We start from the raw sequence: 19,370 nt of genomic DNA, 5'->3' as shown, positions 1-19,370 counted from the left end.
GTCGGGTTTTGTGTATCCGTATATCTTACGCGTCGATAGAAGCTACAACGCCAGCGCCTACTGTACGGCCACCTTCGCGGATCGCGAAGCGAGTACCTTGTTCCATCGCTACTGGAGCGATCAGTTCTACAGTGAACTCAGTGTTGTCGCCAGGCATGATCATTTCAACGCCTTCTGGCAGTTGGATGATACCTGTTACGTCAGTTGTACGGAAGTAGAATTGTGGACGGTAGTTAGCAAAGAAAGGAGTGTGACGTCCGCCTTCTTCTTTGGACAGAACGTAAACTTCTGCTTTGAACTTAGTGTAAGGCTTAACGGAACCTGGTTTCGCCAAGCATTGTCCACGCTCGATGTCGTTACGGTCTACACCGCGCAGCAGAGCACCGATGTTGTCACCAGCTTGAGCTTGATCCAGCAATTTGCGGAACATCTCAACACCAGTTACAGTTGTGTTTTTAGTTTCTTCAGCCAGACCAATGATTTCTACTTGGTCACCAACTTTAACGATACCGCGCTCTACACGACCAGTAGCAACAGTACCACGACCAGTGATCGTGAACACGTCCTCTACAGGCATCAGGAACGGCTTGTCAGTTGCACGCTCAGGAGTTGGGATGTAGCTGTCAACAGCTTCCATCAGTTCGCCAATTTTCTTAGCCCACTCACCAGTTGGGTTATCCAAAGCTTCTTTAGCAGAACCTTTGATTACTGGAGTGTCGTCACCTGGGAACTCATATTGAGACAACAGGTCACGGATTTCCATTTCAACCAGTTCCAACAACTCTTCATCGTCTACCATGTCGCATTTGTTCATGAATACTACGATGTAAGGTACGCCTACTTGTTTGGAGAGCAGGATGTGCTCGCGAGTTTGTGGCATAGGGCCATCAGCTGCGGATACAACCAGGATTGCGCCGTCCATTTGAGCAGCACCAGTAATCATGTTTTTCACATAGTCCGCGTGACCAGGGCAGTCAACGTGAGCATAGTGACGGTTTTCAGTTTCATACTCAACGTGAGCAGTGTTGATAGTGATACCGCGCTCTTTTTCTTCTGGAGCAGCGTCGATAGATGCATAGTTCATTGCTTGTGCTTGACCTGTTTGTGCCAAAACAGTTGTGATAGCAGCAGTCAGGGTAGTTTTACCATGGTCAACGTGACCGATAGTACCAATGTTAACGTGTGGTTTATTACGCTCGAATTTCGCTTTTGCCATGAGAGAAAAGCCTCCTTATAGATAAGGGTTTTATGGTTTGAAGAAAGGTTTACCTTACGAATGGTTGTCCCTTCCATATTGTAAACCTTTCTGATTGCAAGATAAAGCTGTAACCTGTAATTATTCGCCTTTAGATTTCTTGATGATCTCTTCAGCGATAAATTTAGGTACTTCTTCGTAGTGGTCGATCACCATGGAGTAAACGCCACGGCCTTGGGTACGGGAACGAAGAATTGTGGAGTAACCAAACATCTCGGACAGTGGTACCATTGCACGGATTACTTGTGCATTTGCACGAGCTTCCATACCTTCGATACGACCGCGGCGGGAGTTCAGGTCGCCCATAACGTCGCCCATGTACTCTTCTGGCATTGTAACTTCTACTTTCATGATTGGCTCGAGCAGTACAGCGCCACATTTTTTCGCAGCTTCCTTCAATGCGAGGGAACCTGCTACTTTAAATGCCATCTCGTTGGAGTCAACATCATGGTAGCTACCGTCTACGATAGTAGCTTTGATATCAACCAACGGGAAGCCGGCGATAACACCATTTTTCATGGACTCTTCGATACCCGCTTGAACAGCAGGGATGTATTCGCGTGGTACTACACCACCAACGATTTTGTTTTCGAATTGGAAGCCTTGACCAGCTTCAAGTGGAGCGAATTCCACCCAAACGTGACCGTATTGACCACGACCACCGGACTGACGAACGAATTTACCTTCCACTTTTGCTGCGTTACGGAATGTTTCACGGTAAGCAACCTGTGGAGCACCTACGTTCGACTCGACTTTAAATTCGCGTTTCAGACGGTCTACGATAATCTCCAGGTGAAGCTCACCCATACCGGAGATGATTGTTTGACCAGTCTCTTCATCCGTGCGAGTTCTGAACGTTGGATCCTCTTCAGCAAGCTTGGACAGGCCGATACCCATCTTGTCTTGGTCTGCTTTGGATTTTGGTTCGATCGCAACAGAAATAACTGGCTCTGGGAAGTCCATAGACTCAAGGATTACTGGAGCCTTTTCATCACACAGAGTATCACCAGTTGTTGTATCTTTCAAACCTACAGCTGCAGCAATGTCACCGGAGTAAACCGTTGTGATCTCTTCACGGTGGTTTGCGTGCATTTGCAGGATACGGCCTACGCGCTCACGTTTACCCTTGGTAGAGTTGAGAACGTAAGAACCGGAGTTCAGTACACCGGAGTATACGCGGAAGAAAGTCAAACGACCAACATACGGGTCAGTCATGATCTTGAACGCAAGAGCAGAGAACGGACCGTTGTCGTCAGCTGGACGATCAACTTCATCTTCAGTATCTGGCAATGTACCTTTAATTGCAGGGATATCTACTGGAGACGGCAGGTAAGCAACTACGTTGTCCAGCATAGGCTGAACACCTTTGTTCTTATAAGAAGAACCGCACATTACCGGCGTCAGTTTGCAGTCGATAGTACCCTTACGCAGAGCAGCACGGATTTCGTCGTTGGTCAGCTCTTCGCCTTCCAAGTACTTCATCATGAGCTCTTCGTCTTGTTCTGCAGCTGCCTCAACCATCGCCATACGAAGTTCTTCGCAACGAGCGAGCAGGTCAGCAGGGATTTCAGCGGAGTCAGAAGTTTTACCCAAGTCATCAGTATATACGATTGCCTTCATTTCAATCAGGTCAACCATACCTTTGAATTGATCTTCTGCACCGATTGGATATTGGATCGCTACTGGATTTGCACCCAGGCGAGATTTGATCTGACCCAAGCACATATCAAAGTTAGCACCCATGATATCCATTTTGTTGATGTAGCACATGCGTGGTACGCCATAGCGGTCAGCTTGGCGCCATACGGTTTCGGTTTGCGGCTCAACGCCACCTTTTGCGTCAAAAACGGTTACAGCACCGTCAAGAACGCGGAGGGAGCGCTCAACTTCAACAGTGAAGTCTACGTGGCCTGGCGTATCGATAATGTTGATTCGATGGCCATTCCATTGAGCAGTAGTAGCAGCCGAAGTGATCGTGATACCACGCTCTTGCTCTTGTTCCATCCAGTCCATGGTTGCTGCACCTTCGTGCACCTCACCAATTTTATGAACGCGACCAGTGTAGAACAGAATACGCTCAGTAGTCGTCGTCTTACCAGCATCGATGTGAGCCATGATACCGATATTACGCGTATTCGGCAAAGAGAACTCGCGAGCCATTAGGTATGCTCCTTCCATACTCGAGTTTGAGAATAAACGGGTATCCAATACGGACACCCGATTCAATTCCTACCAGCGATAGTGAGCAAACGCTTTGTTCGCTTCAGCCATCTTGTGTGTGTCTTCACGCTTTTTAACTGCTGCACCGGTGTTGTTAGCAGCGTCCATGATCTCGTTAGCAAGACGTTGTTCCATGGTTTTCTCTCCACGGTTACGGGAGTAGTTAACCATCCAACGCAGGCCAAGAGTGGTACGGCGCTCCGGTTTTACTTCGATTGGTACTTGGTAGTTAGCACCACCTACACGGCGAGCTTTAACTTCCAGTACTGGCATTACGTTTTTCAGTGCTTCTTCAAACACTTCCATCGGGTTGCGACCTGTGCGCTCCTGGATGATGTCAAATGCGTTGTAGAGAATGTTCTGAGCTACACCACGCTTACCATCCAACATCAGGCGGTTAATCAAGCGAGTAACCAACTTGCTGTTGTGAATAGGATCAGGCAGCACGTCACGACGGGTTACAGGACCTTTACGAGGCATCGTATTCCCTCCTTCTTTTCGTTATAAATTCACGCCACTTCACAGGCGTTTTTTTATTACTTCTTCGCTGCTGCTTGACCTGGCTTCGGACGCTTAGTACCGTATTTGGAACGACCTTGTTTACGGTTGTTCACACCAGCAGTGTCAAGAGCACCACGAACGATATGGTAGCGTACCCCTGGCAAGTCTTTTACACGACCGCCGCGCACCAGCACGACGCTATGCTCTTGCAGGTTGTGGCCAATACCACCGATGTAAGCTGTTACCTCGATTCCGTTAGTCAAACGCACACGAGCGTATTTACGCAACGCGGAGTTCGGTTTTTTCGGAGTCATGGTACCTACACGAGTGCAAACACCACGTTTTTGAGGAGAACTTTGGTTAGTTTGGCTTTTCTTGAAGCTGTTGTACCCCTTTTGAAGAGCTGGGGACTTCGACTTCACTACCTTATCCTCGCGACCTTTACGCACCAATTGGTTAATTGTAGGCATGATGTTACCTCCCTTCTTAATACCCAATCTTCAAGACCACAGATCCAGGTGAGTCATTTTTAGGTCAAATAGAAAGTCCTTGTCCATCATTACGCAACGTGTAAGCCACGGACAAAAACATCGTTAACCACTTTTTTTAATCGCAGCAGTAGCCGCTCCCACTTCAATTCCGCACGCTTTGCCTAAGCGATACATGGAATCTACATGGATGACTGGAACACCCTTCTCTTTGCAAAGGAGCTCGACTTTTTGGGTCAAACGCTTATCTGCATCAACAGCGATATACACTGCTTCTACCTGTTGGCTTTCAACAGCTTTGATCGTCTGCTTAATGCCGATTGTCAAGTCCTTGGCCCGCTCGACTTTTTCATAAGACATGATTCTCATATCCTCCAAAGTACAGATGTCAGGCACACTTGAATATAATATCAGGTGGGCTAGTTATTGTCAACGCCCTTTTGATATTTTTTATTTAGGAAAGCGCCCACCAATCGGTGATGGGCGCTTTTCCCGCCATTACTCTACAGAAACTGCTTCTTGCTCAGCTTTCGCTGCTTCCAGCTCTGCTTCGTAATCTACTTGACTAGCAACTTTTACATTGCGGTAACGTGACATACCGGTACCTGCTGGAACCAGCTTCCCGATAATAACGTTCTCTTTCAAACCTAGCAAGCGATCGACTTTTCCTTTGATTGCTGCATCGGTAAGAACGCGAGTCGTTTCCTGGAAGGATGCTGCCGACAGGAAGGAGTCGGTTTCGAGGGATGCTTTGGTGATCCCCAAAAGAACCGGACGACCCACTGCTGGATTTCTGCCTTCCATGAGAACTTTTGCGTTCGCTTGCTCAAATTCAGGAACCTCAACATAGGAACCTGGCAAGAGGTCTGTATCTCCGCTGTCGATAACGCGCAGCTTGCGCAGCATCTGACGAATCATAACCTCTACGTGCTTGTCGTTAATTTCTACCCCTTGCATACGGTAAACTTTTTGTACCTCTTGCAAGATGTAGTTCGAAACGCCGCGCATACCGCGAACTTTGAGCATTTCTTTCGGGTCTACGGAACCCTCTGTGAGCTCGTCACCAGCATTCAGCTTGACACCAACAGAAACCTTGATGCGCGAGCCATACGGTGCTGCATACACTTTGTTCTCCGCTTCTCCACGTACTTCGATCTCGCGACGATCTTTCCCTTCGCGAATATCAATAACTTCACCATCGATTTCGGAGATGACTGCTTGCCCTTTCGGATTGCGCGCCTCAAACAACTCTTGAATACGCGGCAAACCTTGGGTAATATCGTCTCCCGCAACCCCACCGGTATGGAAGGTACGCATGGTCAGCTGGGTACCCGGCTCACCAATGGATTGTGCAGCGATAATACCGACTGCTTCTCCCACTTCCACCTCGGCTCCTGTAGCCAGGTTGCGTCCGTAGCACAGTTTGCAGACACCGTGGCTGGTGCGGCAAGCAAGTACGTTACGGATGTAAACGTCAGTGATTCCAACTTTTTCGATATACTCGGCAACCTCTTCAGAGATCTCCTCATTGCGGTGCACGATGATTTCTTTTGTCTCAGGGTGGCGTAAAGTCTCGAAGCAAGTACGTCCTGTCAGACGGTCAGATAGCTTCTCGATCTCTTCTTTACCATCCTTGATCGCTGTTACACGGATACCTTTATCTGTTCCACAATCGGTTTCGCGTACAATCACGTCTTGAGCAACGTCCACCAGACGACGAGTCAGGTAACCCGAGTCCGCTGTACGCAAGGCCGTATCGGCGAGACCTTTACGCGCACCGTGCGTAGAGATAAAGTACTCCAATACCGTCAGACCTTCACGAAAGTTGGATTTAATCGGCAACTCGATGATTCGACCGGATGGGTTCGCCATCAGACCGCGCATACCAGCCAGCTGAGTGATCTGGGATACGTTACCACGGGCACCGGAGTTCGCCATCATGAAGATCGCGTTAAACTTATCCATGGACTTCATCAAAACTTCTGTTACCTCATCCTTCGCTTTGGACCAGATGGAAATAACGCGGTCATAGCGCTCGTCCTCGGTGATCAAACCGCGACGGAATTGCGTCATAACAGTTGCTACCTTCTCATCTGCAGCGTCAAGGATGTCTTTTTTCTTTCCTGGTACCGCGATGTCCGCTACGGCAATCGTGATACCTGCTTTCGTCGAGTACGTGAAGCCCAGTTCCTTGATTCTGTCGAGAATCATGGACGTTTTCATCGTACCGAAGCGGCGGAAGCACTCGGAAATAATGGTACCTAGGAAGCCTTTTTTTACAGCCCCTGGATCAGGGAGGTTCTTAATGAACTCAGAAACATTCGTACCTTTATCAAAAATAAAGCACTCATCTGGAACCATCGTTTGCAGGTTAGCTCGAGTTGGCGCATTAATGAACGGCATATCAGCAGGGAAAATCTCGTTAAAAATCACTTTCCCAACTGTCGTTACGATCAGTGCGTTCTCTTGACGCTCAGTAAAGCTGATTTTGTTCAGGCGTTTCGCTGGCAGAACGATACGCGTATGCAAGCTGATAAAGCCTTGCTGATAAGCGGCAATCGCATCGTGAGGATCGCGATAAATCGTACCCTCGCCTTTGTCGCCTTCGCGCTCTAGCGTCAGGTAGTAAGAACCAAGCACCATATCCTGGGATGGTGTTACTACCGGTTTACCGTCTTTCGGGTTCAAGATGTTCTGCGCTGCCAGCATGAGGATACGGGCTTCTGCCTGTGCTTCAGCAGACAACGGAACGTGAACCGCCATTTGGTCACCGTCGAAGTCCGCGTTGTACGCTGTACAAACGAGCGGATGCAGACGGATCGCACGGCCTTCAACCAGAACTGGTTCGAACGCCTGGATACCCAAACGGTGCAAGGTGGGGGCACGGTTCAACAGTACCGGGTGCTCACGAATAACGTCCTCGAGAACGTCCCATACCTCTGGCTGAACGCGCTCAACCTTGCGCTTTGCGCTCTTGATGTTGTGAGCGAGGCCTTTGGAAACCAGCTCTTTCATCACGAACGGCTTGAAGAGCTCCAGTGCCATTTCTTTAGGCAAACCGCACTGATACATCTTCAGGTTAGGTCCTACAACGATAACGGAACGACCGGAGTAGTCAACACGCTTACCGAGCAGGTTTTGACGGAAACGACCTTGTTTACCTTTCAGCATGTGGCTGAGAGATTTCAAAGGACGGTTACCTGGTCCTGTTACCGGACGTCCACGACGACCGTTGTCGATGAGCGCGTCTACTGCTTCCTGCAGCATGCGTTTCTCGTTTTGTACGATAATGTCAGGCGCACCCAGTTCGAGCAGGCGCTTCAGACGGTTATTACGGTTGATTACACGGCGGTACAGGTCATTCAGGTCGGAAGTGGCAAAACGTCCACCATCCAACTGAACCATTGGACGAAGCTCTGGCGGGATAACCGGTAATACGTCGAGAACCATCCAATCCGGGTGGTTACCGGAGTTGCGGAATGCCTCGAGCACTTCCAGACGCTTGATCGCACGGTTGCGACGCTGGCCTTGTGCCGTTTTCAAATCTTCTTTTAACGTTTCCACGTCTTTATCCAAATCGATTTCTGCAAGCAGGCGTTTGATCGCTTCTGCTCCCATCATCGCTTGGAAGGAGTGGCCGTATTTCTCACGATAATTGCGATACTCTTTTTCGGAGAGCAATTGCTTTTTATCGAGAGGAGTGTCACCTGGATCGGTAACTACGTAAGAAGCAAAGTAGATTACTTCCTCCAGGGAACGAGGGGACATGTCGAGCACCAAGCCCATACGGCTTGGAATCCCTTTGAAGTACCAGATGTGAGAAACTGGGGCAGCCAGTTCAATGTGCCCCATACGCTCACGCCGTACTTTGGCGCGGGTTACTTCCACGCCACAACGGTCGCACACTACACCTTTATAACGAACACGCTTGTATTTACCGCAATGGCACTCCCAGTCCTTGGTTGGTCCAAAGATGCGTTCACAGAACAAGCCGTCTTTTTCCGGTTTCAGTGTGCGGTAGTTGATCGTCTCTGGCTTCTTCACTTCCCCGAAAGACCACGAACGGATCTTATCGGGGGAAGCCAAGCCGATCTTCATATATTCGAAGTTGTTCACGTCAATCACAGGGCGTTACCTCCCTTGGTACCGGAATCTTACTCTTCGTTCAAGCTTCCGCCTTCGAGAACGAGGTTCAGTTTTTCACCGTTACCTTCATCCTCATCTTCCATTTCACGCATTTCAATCTCCTGCTCGTCACCGGACAGAATCTTCACGTCCATACCCAAGCTCTGCAGTTCCTTGATCAATACCTTGAAGGACTCTGGAACACCTGGTTCTGGAACGTTTTCGCCCTTAACGATCGCTTCGTACGTTTTCACGCGGCCCACGACGTCATCCGACTTGACAGTAAGAATTTCTTGCAAGGTGTAGGCAGCACCGTATGCTTCCAATGCCCAAACCTCCATCTCCCCGAAACGCTGTCCACCGAATTGAGCTTTACCACCCAATGGTTGCTGCGTAACAAGAGAGTAAGGACCAGTAGAACGAGCATGGATTTTATCGTCAACCAAGTGAGCCAGTTTCAGCATGTATACACAACCAACTGTTACACGGCGATCAAACGGTTCACCAGTACGACCATCAAACAAGATCGTTTTTCCGTCACGATCCAGACCTGCTTCTGCCAACGTTTCGAATACTTCTGCCTGACGTGCACCGTCAAATACCGGGGTTGCTACGTGGATACCCAGAAGCTTCGCTGCCATACCCAAGTGAGTCTCCAATACCTGACCGATGTTCATACGCGAAGGTACGCCCAACGGGTTGAGTACGATCTCTACTGGAGAACCATCTGGCAGGAATGGCATATCTTCTTCCGCCATGATGCGGGCGATAACCCCTTTGTTACCATGTCGACCAGCCATTTTGTCACCCACGGAGATTTTCCGTTTTTGGGCGATGTAAACGCGAACGAGTTGGTTTACGCCTGGTGGCAATTCGTCGCCATTCTCACGCGTAAATACTTTTACGTCTACGATGATACCGGAACCACCATGCGGTACGCGCAGGGATGTATCACGAACTTCACGAGCTTTTTCACCGAAGATGGCATGCAGGAGGCGTTCTTCTGCTGTCAGCTCAGTAACCCCTTTAGGTGTAACCTTACCAACGAGAATGTCGCCGTCCTGAATCTCCGCACCAACACGGATGATACCGCGTTCGTCCAGGTTTTTCAGAGCATCTTCCCCGACGTTTGGAATATCGCGAGTGATTTCCTCTGGACCCAGCTTGGTGTCGCGAGCTTCGGACTCGTATTCTTCAATATGAATAGACGTATACACGTCATCTTTTACAAGTTTTTCACTTAGAAGAATCGCGTCTTCGTAGTTGTATCCTTCCCACGTCATAAACGCAACGATTACGTTACGACCGAGAGCCAATTCACCTTTTTCAGTGGATGGGCCGTCCCCAACGATATCGCCTTTTTCAATCCAGTCTCCAGTGCTTACAATTGGACGCTGGTTGATGCAGGTACCTTGGTTGGAACGGATAAACTTGTGCATTTTGTATTTATCGAGATCGCCAGCAACTTTTCTGCCATCGATTTCTTGGTAACGACGAATCCAGATTTCGCGAGCCGTTACGCGCTCAACTTGACCCGGATGCTTGGCAACGATCGCCACCCCGGAGTCTTGCGCTGCTTTATGTTCCATACCCGTACCGACAAACGGTGCTTGTGGAATCAAAAGCGGAACGGCCTGCCGCTGCATGTTTGAACCCATCAGTGCGCGGTTGGCGTCATCGTTCTCGAGGAACGGAATCAGCGCTGTCGCAACGGATACAACCTGCTTCGGCGATACGTCCATGAAGTCTACCTTGTCGCGCGGTACGCTCAAGATCTCACCTTTACGACGGCAGATTACCATGTCGTTTACGAAACGGCCATCTTCATCAAGTGGCTGATTCGCCTGTGCCACGTTGAACACGTCTTCCTCATCAGCAGTCAAGTAGCTGATATCAGTCAACACGAAGCCTGTTTCTGGATCTACTTTACGACGCGGCGTTTCGATGAATCCGTAATCGTTAATGCGTGCAAAGGACGACAGGGAGTTGATCAAACCAATGTTTGGTCCCTCTGGCGTCTCAATTGGACACATACGACCGTAGTGGGAATGGTGAACGTCGCGCACTTCGAAGCCCGCGCGCTCACGCGTCAAACCACCAGGTCCGAGTGCGGACAAACGGCGTTTGTGCGTCAGCTCAGCCAATGGATTTGTTTGATCCATGAACTGGGACAACTGCGAGCTACCAAAGAACTCCTTCAGCGAGGCAATCACTGGACGGATGTTAATGAGAGCTTGCGGTGTAATTTGGTTTTGATCCTGGATGGACATGCGCTCACGAACCACACGCTCCATACGGGACAGACCAATACGGAACTGGTTCTGCAACAGTTCACCTACGGAACGCAGACGACGGTTACCCAAGTGGTCGATATCATCTGTGGAGCCTACACTGTGCAGCAGGTTCATGAAATAGTTGATCGCCGATACGATGTCCGCCGGCGTAATATGTTTGAAGGACTTATCTACATTTCCGTTTCCGATTACTTTGATGATCTTGCCATCTTCAATCGGAGAAAAAATATTGATAGATTGTAGATGGATTGCTTCATCTTCCAGAACGCCGCCATGCGTGCGAACGTCGATAAATCCGATGCTGCCTTCCAGAGCTGGCACAATACGTTCCAACACACGACGGTCAATCATTTGACCTGCTTCGGCAAAAATTTCACCTGTTGTCGTATCGATCAACGTTTCAGCCAGACGTTGGTTGTACAGACGGTTTTTCAAATGAAGCTTTTTGTTCATTTTATAGCGACCAACAGAAGCCAAATCATAGCGCTTAGGGTCGAAGAAACGAGAGATCAAGAGGCTCTTCGCATTTTCGACTGTTGGTGGCTCACCCGGACGAAGACGCTCGTAGATTTCGATGAGCGCTTTTTCCGTAGAATCCGTATTGTCTTTTTCCAGCGTGTTCTTGATGTATTCATCTTCACCCAGCAAGTTGAGAATCTCAATGTCGGAACCAAAGCCCAACGCACGCAAAAGAACCGTTACCGGGATTTTTCGCGTACGGTCGATGCGGACATAAATAACGTCCTTCGCATCGGTCTCCAGCTCCAGCCAAGCACCCCGGTTCGGGATTACTGTAGCTGTAAACGTCTGCTTGCCGTTTTTGTCCACTTTGGTGTTGTAATATACACTGGGGGAACGAACAAGCTGGCTGACAATTACGCGCTCAGCACCATTAATAATGAAGGTTCCCGTTTCTGTCATGAGCGGGAAATCCCCCATGAATACTTCTTGTTCCTTCACTTCACCCGTCTCTTTGTTCAACAAACGTACCTTCACACGCAGAGGCGCCGCATAGGTGACGTCACGTTCTTTCGACTCGTCAACATCGTACTTCGGCTCTCCCAAGCTGTAGTCGATAAACTCCAGCACGAGATTACCTGTGAAGTCCTGGATTGGCGAAATGTCTTGGAACATCTCACGGAGCCCCTCATCAAGGAACCATTGGTAGGACTTTTGTTGAATCTCGATGAGATTTGGAAGGCCCAGCACTTCGTTAATACGTGAATACGTACGACGCTGGCGGTGTCGGCCACTTTGAATCACTTTACCTGCCAACTTATTCACCCCTCAGGTTGTGTTTTCACACATAGAAACTCGGCATTCGGCAACTTCTTTCAGTCGCATTCGAATGCCTAAAAATAAAAATGGGTTAAAGCAGCTTCAACCATTTTTAACCCAGAGAAACTCTATTTTAAAAGAATTCCCATGTTTTCACCCAAACATTCCTATCTCAGGAAAAAAGTAGAAACGCTTGATGGACAGGGAATTGCTGAAAAATAGACATTTATCCCATATTGACATTTTATAATACTATCACACTCAATTATTCACGTCAAGAAAAGTTTTCTAATGATTTCTTCTTGCTTATTTGATAGCCCTGAATATGTGATAGCCTTTTTCCCGATCTACCTCTATTACTTCGCGGTACACTTCCTGCAGCTTCTTTAATGCAGATGGGGCGCCTTGCTTCTTCTGAATGACAACCCACATTTCTCCGCCTTCTACCAACAGGTCGTATCCCTCAACAAAAATGCGATGAACGATTTCCTTACCCGCACGAATCGGCGGATTGGTCAGAATGACATCAAACTGCTCGCCTTGCACGCCGCTGTAGACATCACTCACTCGAACCTCAACATTTTTTATTCCATTTGCTTCTGCATTACGACGAGCCAGGTTAACCGCACGCTCGTTCACGTCGATCATCGTCACCCGACCATGATCAGCAAGCTTGGCAGCCGTCAATCCCATCGGACCATACCCGCATCCCACATCGAGTACACGTGCATGACTGTTAATTTCCATGTTCTCGATGAGCAATACACTTCCAAAGTCAATCCGGTCTCGGGAAAAAACGCCGGCATCCGTTATGAAACGAAATTCATTATCACGGAGCTTGAACGTAAATTGCTGTTCATCATGTGCAGCGCCCGGTTGATTGGTATAGTAATGGTCTGCCACGTGTGATTCACCCTTCCTCATCGTTTAAGAAAACCTCTAACATCAAAAGCTTACAGAAAATCCCCCTGCCGCAGGCAAGGGGATATCCTAAAGGAAGCTAACTTACTTTACTTCTACTTGTGCGCCAGCTTCTTCGAGTTTTGCTTTGAGGGCTTCTGCTTCGTCTTTGGAAACGCCCTCTTTGAGTGTTTTTGGAGCGTTGTCTACCAGGTCTTTTGCTTCTTTCAGACCCAAGCCAGTCAGCTCGCGAACAACTTTGATTACGTTGATTTTGGAAGCGCCGCCGCTTACCAGGTTAACAGTGAACTCAGTTTGCTCAGCAGCAGCTTCTGCTCCGCCACCAGCAACTACAGCTACAGGAGCAGCAGCAGTTACACCGAATTCTTCTTCAATTGCTTTTACCAGATCGTTCAGTTCGAGAACGGACATGCCTTTAATGGCTTCCAAGATTTGGTCTTTAGACATTTGTAAATCCTCCATTCAAGGAATAGTATTTGTAAAACATTAACCGATCAGACGATTACGCGCCTTGACCTTCTTTTTGTTCTGCCACTGCTTTGACTGCCAGTGCAACGTTGCGCATTGGAGCTTGCAGGACGGAAAGAAGCATGGACAAGAGACCTTCGCGGTTCGGCAGGGAAGCCAGAGCTTTAATTTGCTCAGCATCAACTACTTTACCCTCGATAACGCCACCCTTGATTTCCAGCTTGTCGTTTTTCTTAGCGAATTCAGCGATAACTTTCGCTGGAGCGATGATATCGTCTTTGGAGAACGCCAGAGCGTTTGGTCCAGTCAGATATTGATCCAGTTCAGTCAGGCTTTCCTTCTCAGTAGCCAAACGAGTCAGGGAGTTTTTCAACACCTGGAACTCAACACCAGCTTCACGCAATTGCTTACGGAGCTCAGTTACTTGTGCTACTGTCAGACCGCGGTAGTCAGCTACCACTGTAGTTTGGCTTTCGCGAAGTTTAGCTGCGATTTCGTTGATCGCTTGTACCTTTTCTTCACGAATAACGGTTGGACGAATTTCTGCCATTGATTACACCTCCCGTGCTCTAATCCTAGAAAATGAAGAATGCCCTCGCAGACTCACGAGGGCATAATGCTATATCGTCAAAGGAAACAGCGTTTCCTCATTCGTACATTACACGCCTCGGAGGGGTATTAAGCGTTACTCTCACAAGCACCGCACCTTCTGTCTACGGCATATTCTTTTCATCAACAGGGACTATCTTAACAACTCCCGTAAAGGAAGTCAAGTGTCATTATTTTACAGCTACACGTACGCCAGGGCCCATAGTGGAGCTCAGGGTTACGTTTCTCATGTAAACACCTTTAGCAGCAGCTGGTTTCGCACGGTTCAGTGCTTCAGTCAGAGCAGCCAGGTTTTCTACCAGTTTGTCAGCATCGAAGGATGCTTTTCCGATAGGAGCGTGGATGTTACCCGCTTTGTCTACACGATACTCAATTTTACCTGCTTTGATTTCGTTAACCGCTTTGGTTACATCGAAAGTAACTGTACCGGTCTTAGGGTTTGGCATCAGGCCTTTTGGACCGAGTACACGACCCAATTTACCTACTTCACCCATCATATCAGGAGTAGCTACTACAACGTCAAAGTCGAACCAGCCACCTTGAATTTTTGCGATCATGTCTGCATCGCCTACGAAGTCTGCGCCAGCTGCTTCCGCATCTTTCGCTTTTTCACCTTTTGCGAATACGAGAACACGTTGTACTTTACCAGTACCATGTGGCAATACAACTGCGCCACGAATTTGTTGGTCAGCACGCTTAGGATCTACGCCCAAACGGAAAGCTACTTCAACAGTTTCGTCGAATTTAGCTGTAGCTGCTTTTTTAACCAGCTCAACGCCTTCAACTACTTCGTATACTTTATTTTTATCAACGAGCTTTACAGCATCTTGATATTTCTTACCTTTTTTCGCCATGATTAAATCTCCCTTCAATGTGGTCGTAGCGGTTGATCCTCCCACAGACAGGGGGGCACAACGTCTGTGCCCCCTTGCACTCAAGACAATTAGTCTTCGATTACGATACCCATAGAACGAGCTGTACCTTCTACCATGCGCATAGCCGCTTCAACGGATGCAGCATTCAGGTCAGGACGCTTCAGTTCTGCGATTTCACGAACTTTATCACGCTTCAGCGTAGCAACCTTTGTTTTGTTTGGTACGCCAGAACCGGACTCAATACCAGCAGCTTTCTTCAACAGAACTGCAGCTGGAGGAGTTTTTGTGATAAAAGTGAAAGAACGGTCTTCAAACACGGTGATTTCCACCGGAATGATCATACCTACTTCGCTTTCAGTGCGAGCATTGAATTCTTTACAGAATCCCATGATGTTTACACCAGCTTGACCGAGAGCCGGACCTACTGGAGGTGCAGGATTCGCTTTACCTGCTGGGATTTGTAATTTAATTACGCGGATAACCTTCTTAGCCACGTAACACACCTCCTTACTTCACATGTGGTTATTACGGGGGAATGCCCCCTCCCACCGTTTTTTGAAAGTCTGTATGTAACAGACTTTCGATCTATAGTGAGAGTGCAAGAAACCCCAAATTAGTTTTGTGGGATTGTTAAAACAAAATGAAATGTACCACATAGCGCGATACTTTTCAAGTTGAATCCTAATCCAATTGTTGAACTTGTGTAAAGTCTAGCTCTACCGGTGTTTCGCGACCGAAGATGTCCACCAATACGCGAACCTTCTGCCTGTCCGGGTAAATCTCGATAATCTCCCCGGTGCGATTGGAAAACGGACCATCTGTGACGCGCACCATATCGCGGAGAGCAAAATCGACTCTGATCTTGGGAATTTCGATTCCCATTTGCTTGAGAATCGTATCGGCCTCTTCAGGACGCAGCGCTGTCGGTTTAGAGCCAGCACCCGTGGATCCGACAAAGCCGGTAACCCCAGGGGTGTTGCGCACGACATACCATGAGTCGTCCGTCATCACCATTTCAACAAGGACGTATCCAGGAAACACTTTTTTCGTGACGGTGCGCTTTTTACCATCCTTGGTTTCCACCTCTTCTTCAGTGGGAACAAGAACGCGAAAGATCTTGTCTTCCATGCCCATCGACTCGAGTCGCTTCTCCAGATTTGTTTTTACCTTGTTTTCGTAACCTGAGTACGTATGAAGTACATACCATGCTTTTTCCATATCCAACAGGACGATAACCGTCCGTCCCTCCTAAGACTTGCATAATTACGTTCCTAGAATCAAATCGATCAAGCGCGAGATACCCAAATCAACGACGAAGAAGAATATTGCCAGGAGCACAACCGTGACAAGAACAACGAGCGTATAAGTCGTCAATTCTTTACGGTTAGGCCAACGGACTTTCTTTAGCTCGGACATTACGTCACTAAAAAAACCACCGGTACGGCGAAAACTGGCTCCAATTCGTGATAAAAAACCCACTTTGCCACCCCCTGACTTCGTCGCATCAACCATTACTTCGTCTCGCGATGAAGGGTTTGCTTCTTGTCACGGGAGCAATACTTTTTCAGTTCAACACGTTCAGTAGTGGTGCGCTTGTTCTTTGTGGAGATATAGTTACGCTCGCCACACTCGGTGCACGCCAACGTGATGTTTACTCGCATTTATTGCCACCTCCATCTCATTTCAAACCTGCTATTAGTTAAAAGTACCCCGATGATAAATAGTACGGGAAAACCGCTACTTTTTCCAGACCATTTCATTCACCTAAGTAACCATAGAACAGAGAGATAAGAGTCTATGGCTACCTAAATAAATTTATCATACCGAAATACCCATGTCAAACAAAATGACTTGACAAGAGATAGTCCTTTTGCTTCCAAAATAAAAAGAGAGATTCTCTACAGATGAATCTCTCTTCCTTCCAAATAGCGCTCTAGCTTGCGCTTTACTCGCTGCAATGCATTATCAATAGACTTGACGTGACGCTTCAGCTCGACGGCAATCTGCTGATAGGATCGCCCATCCAAATAGAGCATGAGAACCTGACGCTCCAAGTCACTCAAAATTTCACTCATTTTGCCCTCGATATCATCGAACTCTTCCCGATTGATAAACAATTCCTCTGGATCGGTCACTTTTGTTCCCGAGATCACATCGAGGAGTGTGCGGTCAGAATCTTCATCGTAGATAGGCTTGTCCAGTGAGACGTAAGAATTGAGCGGGATGTGCTTCTGGCGTGTCGCTGTCTTGATCGCGGTAATGATCTGACGGGTAATACACAGCTCAGCAAATGCCTTGAACGACGTGAGCTTGTCTCCTCGGAAGTCGCGAATAGACTTGTACAGTCCGATCATCCCTTCCTGCACGATGTCTTCGCGGTCAGCCCCAATAAGAAAATAGGATCTCGCTTTGGCACGAACGAAGTTCTTGTATTTGTTGATCAAATACTCCAAAGCTTCGGCGTCATTATCGCGAACCAGGTCGACTACTTCTTCGTCGGTCATTAGTTCATATTGGGCATGTTTTAACTCCTTGAGGTCAACACTCACAAATGATCCCTCCGCCAACCGGTTTCTCCAATAGATAGCGTTATTATACATGATGCCGTAAAAAAGCGTCAACCGAATCCAAGTTATTCCCTTCTCCATTTTTCGAATATTTTCGCTATTTCATCATTCAGCGTAATCCGCGTGGAGAAACGTTCTTCTTGCGTTTTTTCGACCTGTTTCTTGATTTCCTTGCCCGCATTTTCCATATCGAGCAACAACTCCCGCGCTGATTTGCGCAAAGCCCCCTGCCCAAATATGACACGTTGAGAGGTATAGTCAGAAGTTGCTACATAAATTTGTCGATTTTTATTGTGAAATTGGGAGACTAATTGCTCAATTTTCTCGTCTGCCGTCTCCTTTTTTTTCGTGAAATAAACTTCAACCTGGAAGTCTTCCATTTGACGGCCACTACCAGGAACGTTGTACGCATCAAAGACAATGATGACCATCACACCAGTGTAGCTCTGGTACTCAGCCATTTTTGCGATTAATTGATCACGCGCCTCGTCCATCCGCTCTTGATCCTTCAACAGGCGCAGATCGGGCCAGGCGCCGATGATATTGTATCCATCTACGATCAACAGCTGCTTGGCTTTTCGTTTCGCCATGTCATTTCACCCGCGTCGGAATTGGACTCCTGGAGCGATAGACTTCATACATCAACAAGGCAGCTGCTACAGAAGCATTGAGTGAGGTAACATTGCCCGCCATCGGAAGGCTGTACAGAAAATCACAGTTTTCCCGGACAAGACGACTCATGCCTTTTCCTTCGCTGCCAATGACAATTGCAAGCGGCATCGTATAATCACCCTGGCGGAAATCTTGCTTGGCACTCGCGTCTGTTCCCGCGATCCAAACACCGCGTTCTTTGAGCTCTTCCATGGTACGAACCAAGTTCGTCACTCGTGCTACCGGTACGTAGTTGATTGCCCCTGCCGAAGCTTTTGCCACTGTTGCTGTAAGACTGACTGAACGTCGTTTTGGAATGATGACACCATGAGCCCCGACTGCATCGGCTGTCCGCATGATGGAACCGAGGTTATGCGGATCCTCCAGCTCGTCCAGCAGCAAAATAAACGGCGCCTCGTTTTTCTCCTCTGCCCGCTTTAAAATATCGTCTACTTCTACGTAATCGTAAGCAGCGACAGAAGCCACTACACCCTGGTGGTTGTCCGTCGACACAAGCTGATCCAGCTTTTTGCGGTTCGCTGTCGTCACAATGACACCCTGTTCTTTTGCCAAGGCAAAGACAGGTCCCATCAGATTTTTATTCGTTCCCTCTGCAACCCAAATCTTATTGATCGTACGGCCTGATCGCAAAGCCTCGATGACGGGGTTTTTCCCCAGAATCCATTCTTCACTCATTTCATGATTCTCCTTCCACTATGGCAAAAGCCTGCTGCACAATTTCAGCGATCCGCTCTTCTTTTCCACTCAAGTACAGGTACCCGATCAATGCTTCAAAAGCCGTTGCATGACGGTAGTCGATAATATCTGCGTTTTTGGCACTGGAGCCGGATTTAGCATTCCGCCCCCGCTTCACTACATTCAATTCTTCCTCCGGCAATGTGGGCATTAACGTCAACAACACATTGGCCTGTGCTTTCGCTGAAACATAGCGGTTGGCCGCCTTGTGGAGCTGGTTTGGTTTAACCAGCCCCTTGGCGATCAAATGATACCTGACACAATGCGAATAGGTAGCATCCCCGAGGAAGGCAAGCACGAGTGGATTTGTCAGATTAGGATCTCGGGTCAGTTCTTCTTTTTGCATTTATTTTCTTCGGCCC

Annotated in this window: 19 protein-coding genes and 1 other annotated feature; all 19 genes read right to left on the bottom strand. The window is 48.1% G+C overall.

Annotation, left to right across the window (positions count from 1 at the left end; translation table 11 throughout):
* Positions 1-25: 25 nt before the first annotated feature.
* The gene (gene tuf / locus BBR47_RS01325; RefSeq protein ID WP_012683980.1) at positions 26-1,216 is read right to left on the bottom strand and encodes an elongation factor Tu; all 1,191 of its coding nucleotides are present in this window, start codon (positions 1,214-1,216) and stop codon (positions 26-28) included.
* Between the two features lie 120 nt (positions 1,217-1,336).
* Positions 1,337-3,415: an elongation factor G gene (fusA, locus tag BBR47_RS01320; protein WP_012683979.1), complete on the bottom strand. Its 2,079-nt coding sequence runs from the start codon at positions 3,413-3,415 to the stop codon at positions 1,337-1,339.
* Positions 3,416-3,484: 69 nt separating this feature from the next.
* A complete protein-coding gene (gene rpsG / locus BBR47_RS01315; protein ID WP_007716226.1) occupies positions 3,485-3,955 on the bottom strand; it encodes a 30S ribosomal protein S7 in 471 nt (156 codons plus the stop codon).
* A 56-nt stretch (positions 3,956-4,011) separates the two neighbouring features.
* Entirely contained in the window at positions 4,012-4,446 is a 435-nt protein-coding gene (rpsL, locus tag BBR47_RS01310; protein WP_012683978.1) for a 30S ribosomal protein S12, read from the bottom strand.
* Between the two features lie 123 nt (positions 4,447-4,569).
* Positions 4,570-4,824 (bottom strand): 50S ribosomal protein L7ae-like protein, encoded by a 255-nt coding sequence (locus BBR47_RS01305; RefSeq protein ID WP_012683977.1) that lies wholly within the window; start codon positions 4,822-4,824, stop codon positions 4,570-4,572.
* Positions 4,825-4,962: 138 nt separating this feature from the next.
* Positions 4,963-8,589 carry a DNA-directed RNA polymerase subunit beta' gene (gene rpoC / locus BBR47_RS01300; protein WP_012683976.1) on the bottom strand — a complete coding sequence of 1,209 codons (3,627 nt, stop codon included), beginning with the start codon at positions 8,587-8,589 and terminating at the stop codon, positions 4,963-4,965.
* A 29-nt stretch (positions 8,590-8,618) separates the two neighbouring features.
* Positions 8,619-12,158, bottom strand: a complete 3,540-nt coding sequence (gene rpoB, locus BBR47_RS01295; RefSeq protein WP_012683975.1) for a DNA-directed RNA polymerase subunit beta — start codon at positions 12,156-12,158, stop codon at positions 8,619-8,621.
* 309 nt (positions 12,159-12,467) lie between these two features.
* Positions 12,468-13,064, bottom strand: coding sequence for a class I SAM-dependent methyltransferase (locus BBR47_RS01290; RefSeq protein WP_012683974.1), 597 nt, complete (start codon positions 13,062-13,064; stop codon positions 12,468-12,470).
* 102 nt (positions 13,065-13,166) lie between these two features.
* Positions 13,167-13,529 (bottom strand): 50S ribosomal protein L7/L12, encoded by a 363-nt coding sequence (rplL, locus tag BBR47_RS01285; protein ID WP_007716218.1) that lies wholly within the window; start codon positions 13,527-13,529, stop codon positions 13,167-13,169.
* A 55-nt stretch (positions 13,530-13,584) separates the two neighbouring features.
* Positions 13,585-14,100, bottom strand: coding sequence for a 50S ribosomal protein L10 (rplJ, locus tag BBR47_RS01280; protein WP_012683973.1), 516 nt, complete (start codon positions 14,098-14,100; stop codon positions 13,585-13,587).
* Between the two features lie 25 nt (positions 14,101-14,125).
* Positions 14,126-14,287 (bottom strand) — a sequence feature (ribosomal protein L10 leader region).
* Positions 14,288-14,329: 42 nt separating this feature from the next.
* Positions 14,330-15,013 (bottom strand): 50S ribosomal protein L1, encoded by a 684-nt coding sequence (gene rplA / locus BBR47_RS01275; protein WP_012683972.1) that lies wholly within the window; start codon positions 15,011-15,013, stop codon positions 14,330-14,332.
* A gap of 89 nt (positions 15,014-15,102) precedes the next feature.
* On the bottom strand, positions 15,103-15,528 hold the full coding sequence (gene rplK / locus BBR47_RS01270; RefSeq protein WP_005828886.1) for a 50S ribosomal protein L11: 426 nt from the start codon (positions 15,526-15,528) through the stop codon (positions 15,103-15,105).
* A 187-nt stretch (positions 15,529-15,715) separates the two neighbouring features.
* Entirely contained in the window at positions 15,716-16,252 is a 537-nt protein-coding gene (nusG, locus tag BBR47_RS01265) for a transcription termination/antitermination protein NusG (protein WP_012683971.1), read from the bottom strand.
* A gap of 45 nt (positions 16,253-16,297) precedes the next feature.
* Positions 16,298-16,546, bottom strand: coding sequence for a preprotein translocase subunit SecE (gene secE / locus BBR47_RS01260; RefSeq protein ID WP_012683970.1), 249 nt, complete (start codon positions 16,544-16,546; stop codon positions 16,298-16,300).
* On the bottom strand, positions 16,546-16,695 hold the full coding sequence (rpmG, locus tag BBR47_RS01255) for a 50S ribosomal protein L33 (protein ID WP_003392018.1): 150 nt from the start codon (positions 16,693-16,695) through the stop codon (positions 16,546-16,548). Before rpmG ends, secE begins: the two co-directional genes overlap by 1 nt.
* Positions 16,696-16,932: 237 nt before the next feature.
* On the bottom strand, positions 16,933-17,583 hold the full coding sequence (sigH, locus tag BBR47_RS01250; RefSeq protein WP_005828894.1) for an RNA polymerase sporulation sigma factor SigH: 651 nt from the start codon (positions 17,581-17,583) through the stop codon (positions 16,933-16,935).
* Between the two features lie 83 nt (positions 17,584-17,666).
* Positions 17,667-18,191, bottom strand: a complete 525-nt coding sequence (locus BBR47_RS01245; protein ID WP_012683968.1) for an NYN domain-containing protein — start codon at positions 18,189-18,191, stop codon at positions 17,667-17,669.
* Between the two features lies 1 nt (position 18,192).
* Positions 18,193-18,948 (bottom strand): 23S rRNA (guanosine(2251)-2'-O)-methyltransferase RlmB, encoded by a 756-nt coding sequence (rlmB, locus tag BBR47_RS01240; RefSeq protein WP_012683967.1) that lies wholly within the window; start codon positions 18,946-18,948, stop codon positions 18,193-18,195.
* Between the two features lies 1 nt (position 18,949).
* Positions 18,950-19,354, bottom strand: a complete 405-nt coding sequence (locus tag BBR47_RS01235) for a Mini-ribonuclease 3 (RefSeq protein WP_007716204.1) — start codon at positions 19,352-19,354, stop codon at positions 18,950-18,952.
* Positions 19,355-19,370: the final 16 nt, after the last annotated feature.

The organism is Brevibacillus brevis NBRC 100599 (genome assembly GCF_000010165.1).
Taxonomy (GTDB): Bacteria; Bacillota; Bacilli; order Brevibacillales; family Brevibacillaceae; genus Brevibacillus; species Brevibacillus brevis_D.
Note: the sequence above shows the minus strand (reverse complement) of the source record. Positions and strands in the feature narration are given on the sequence as shown.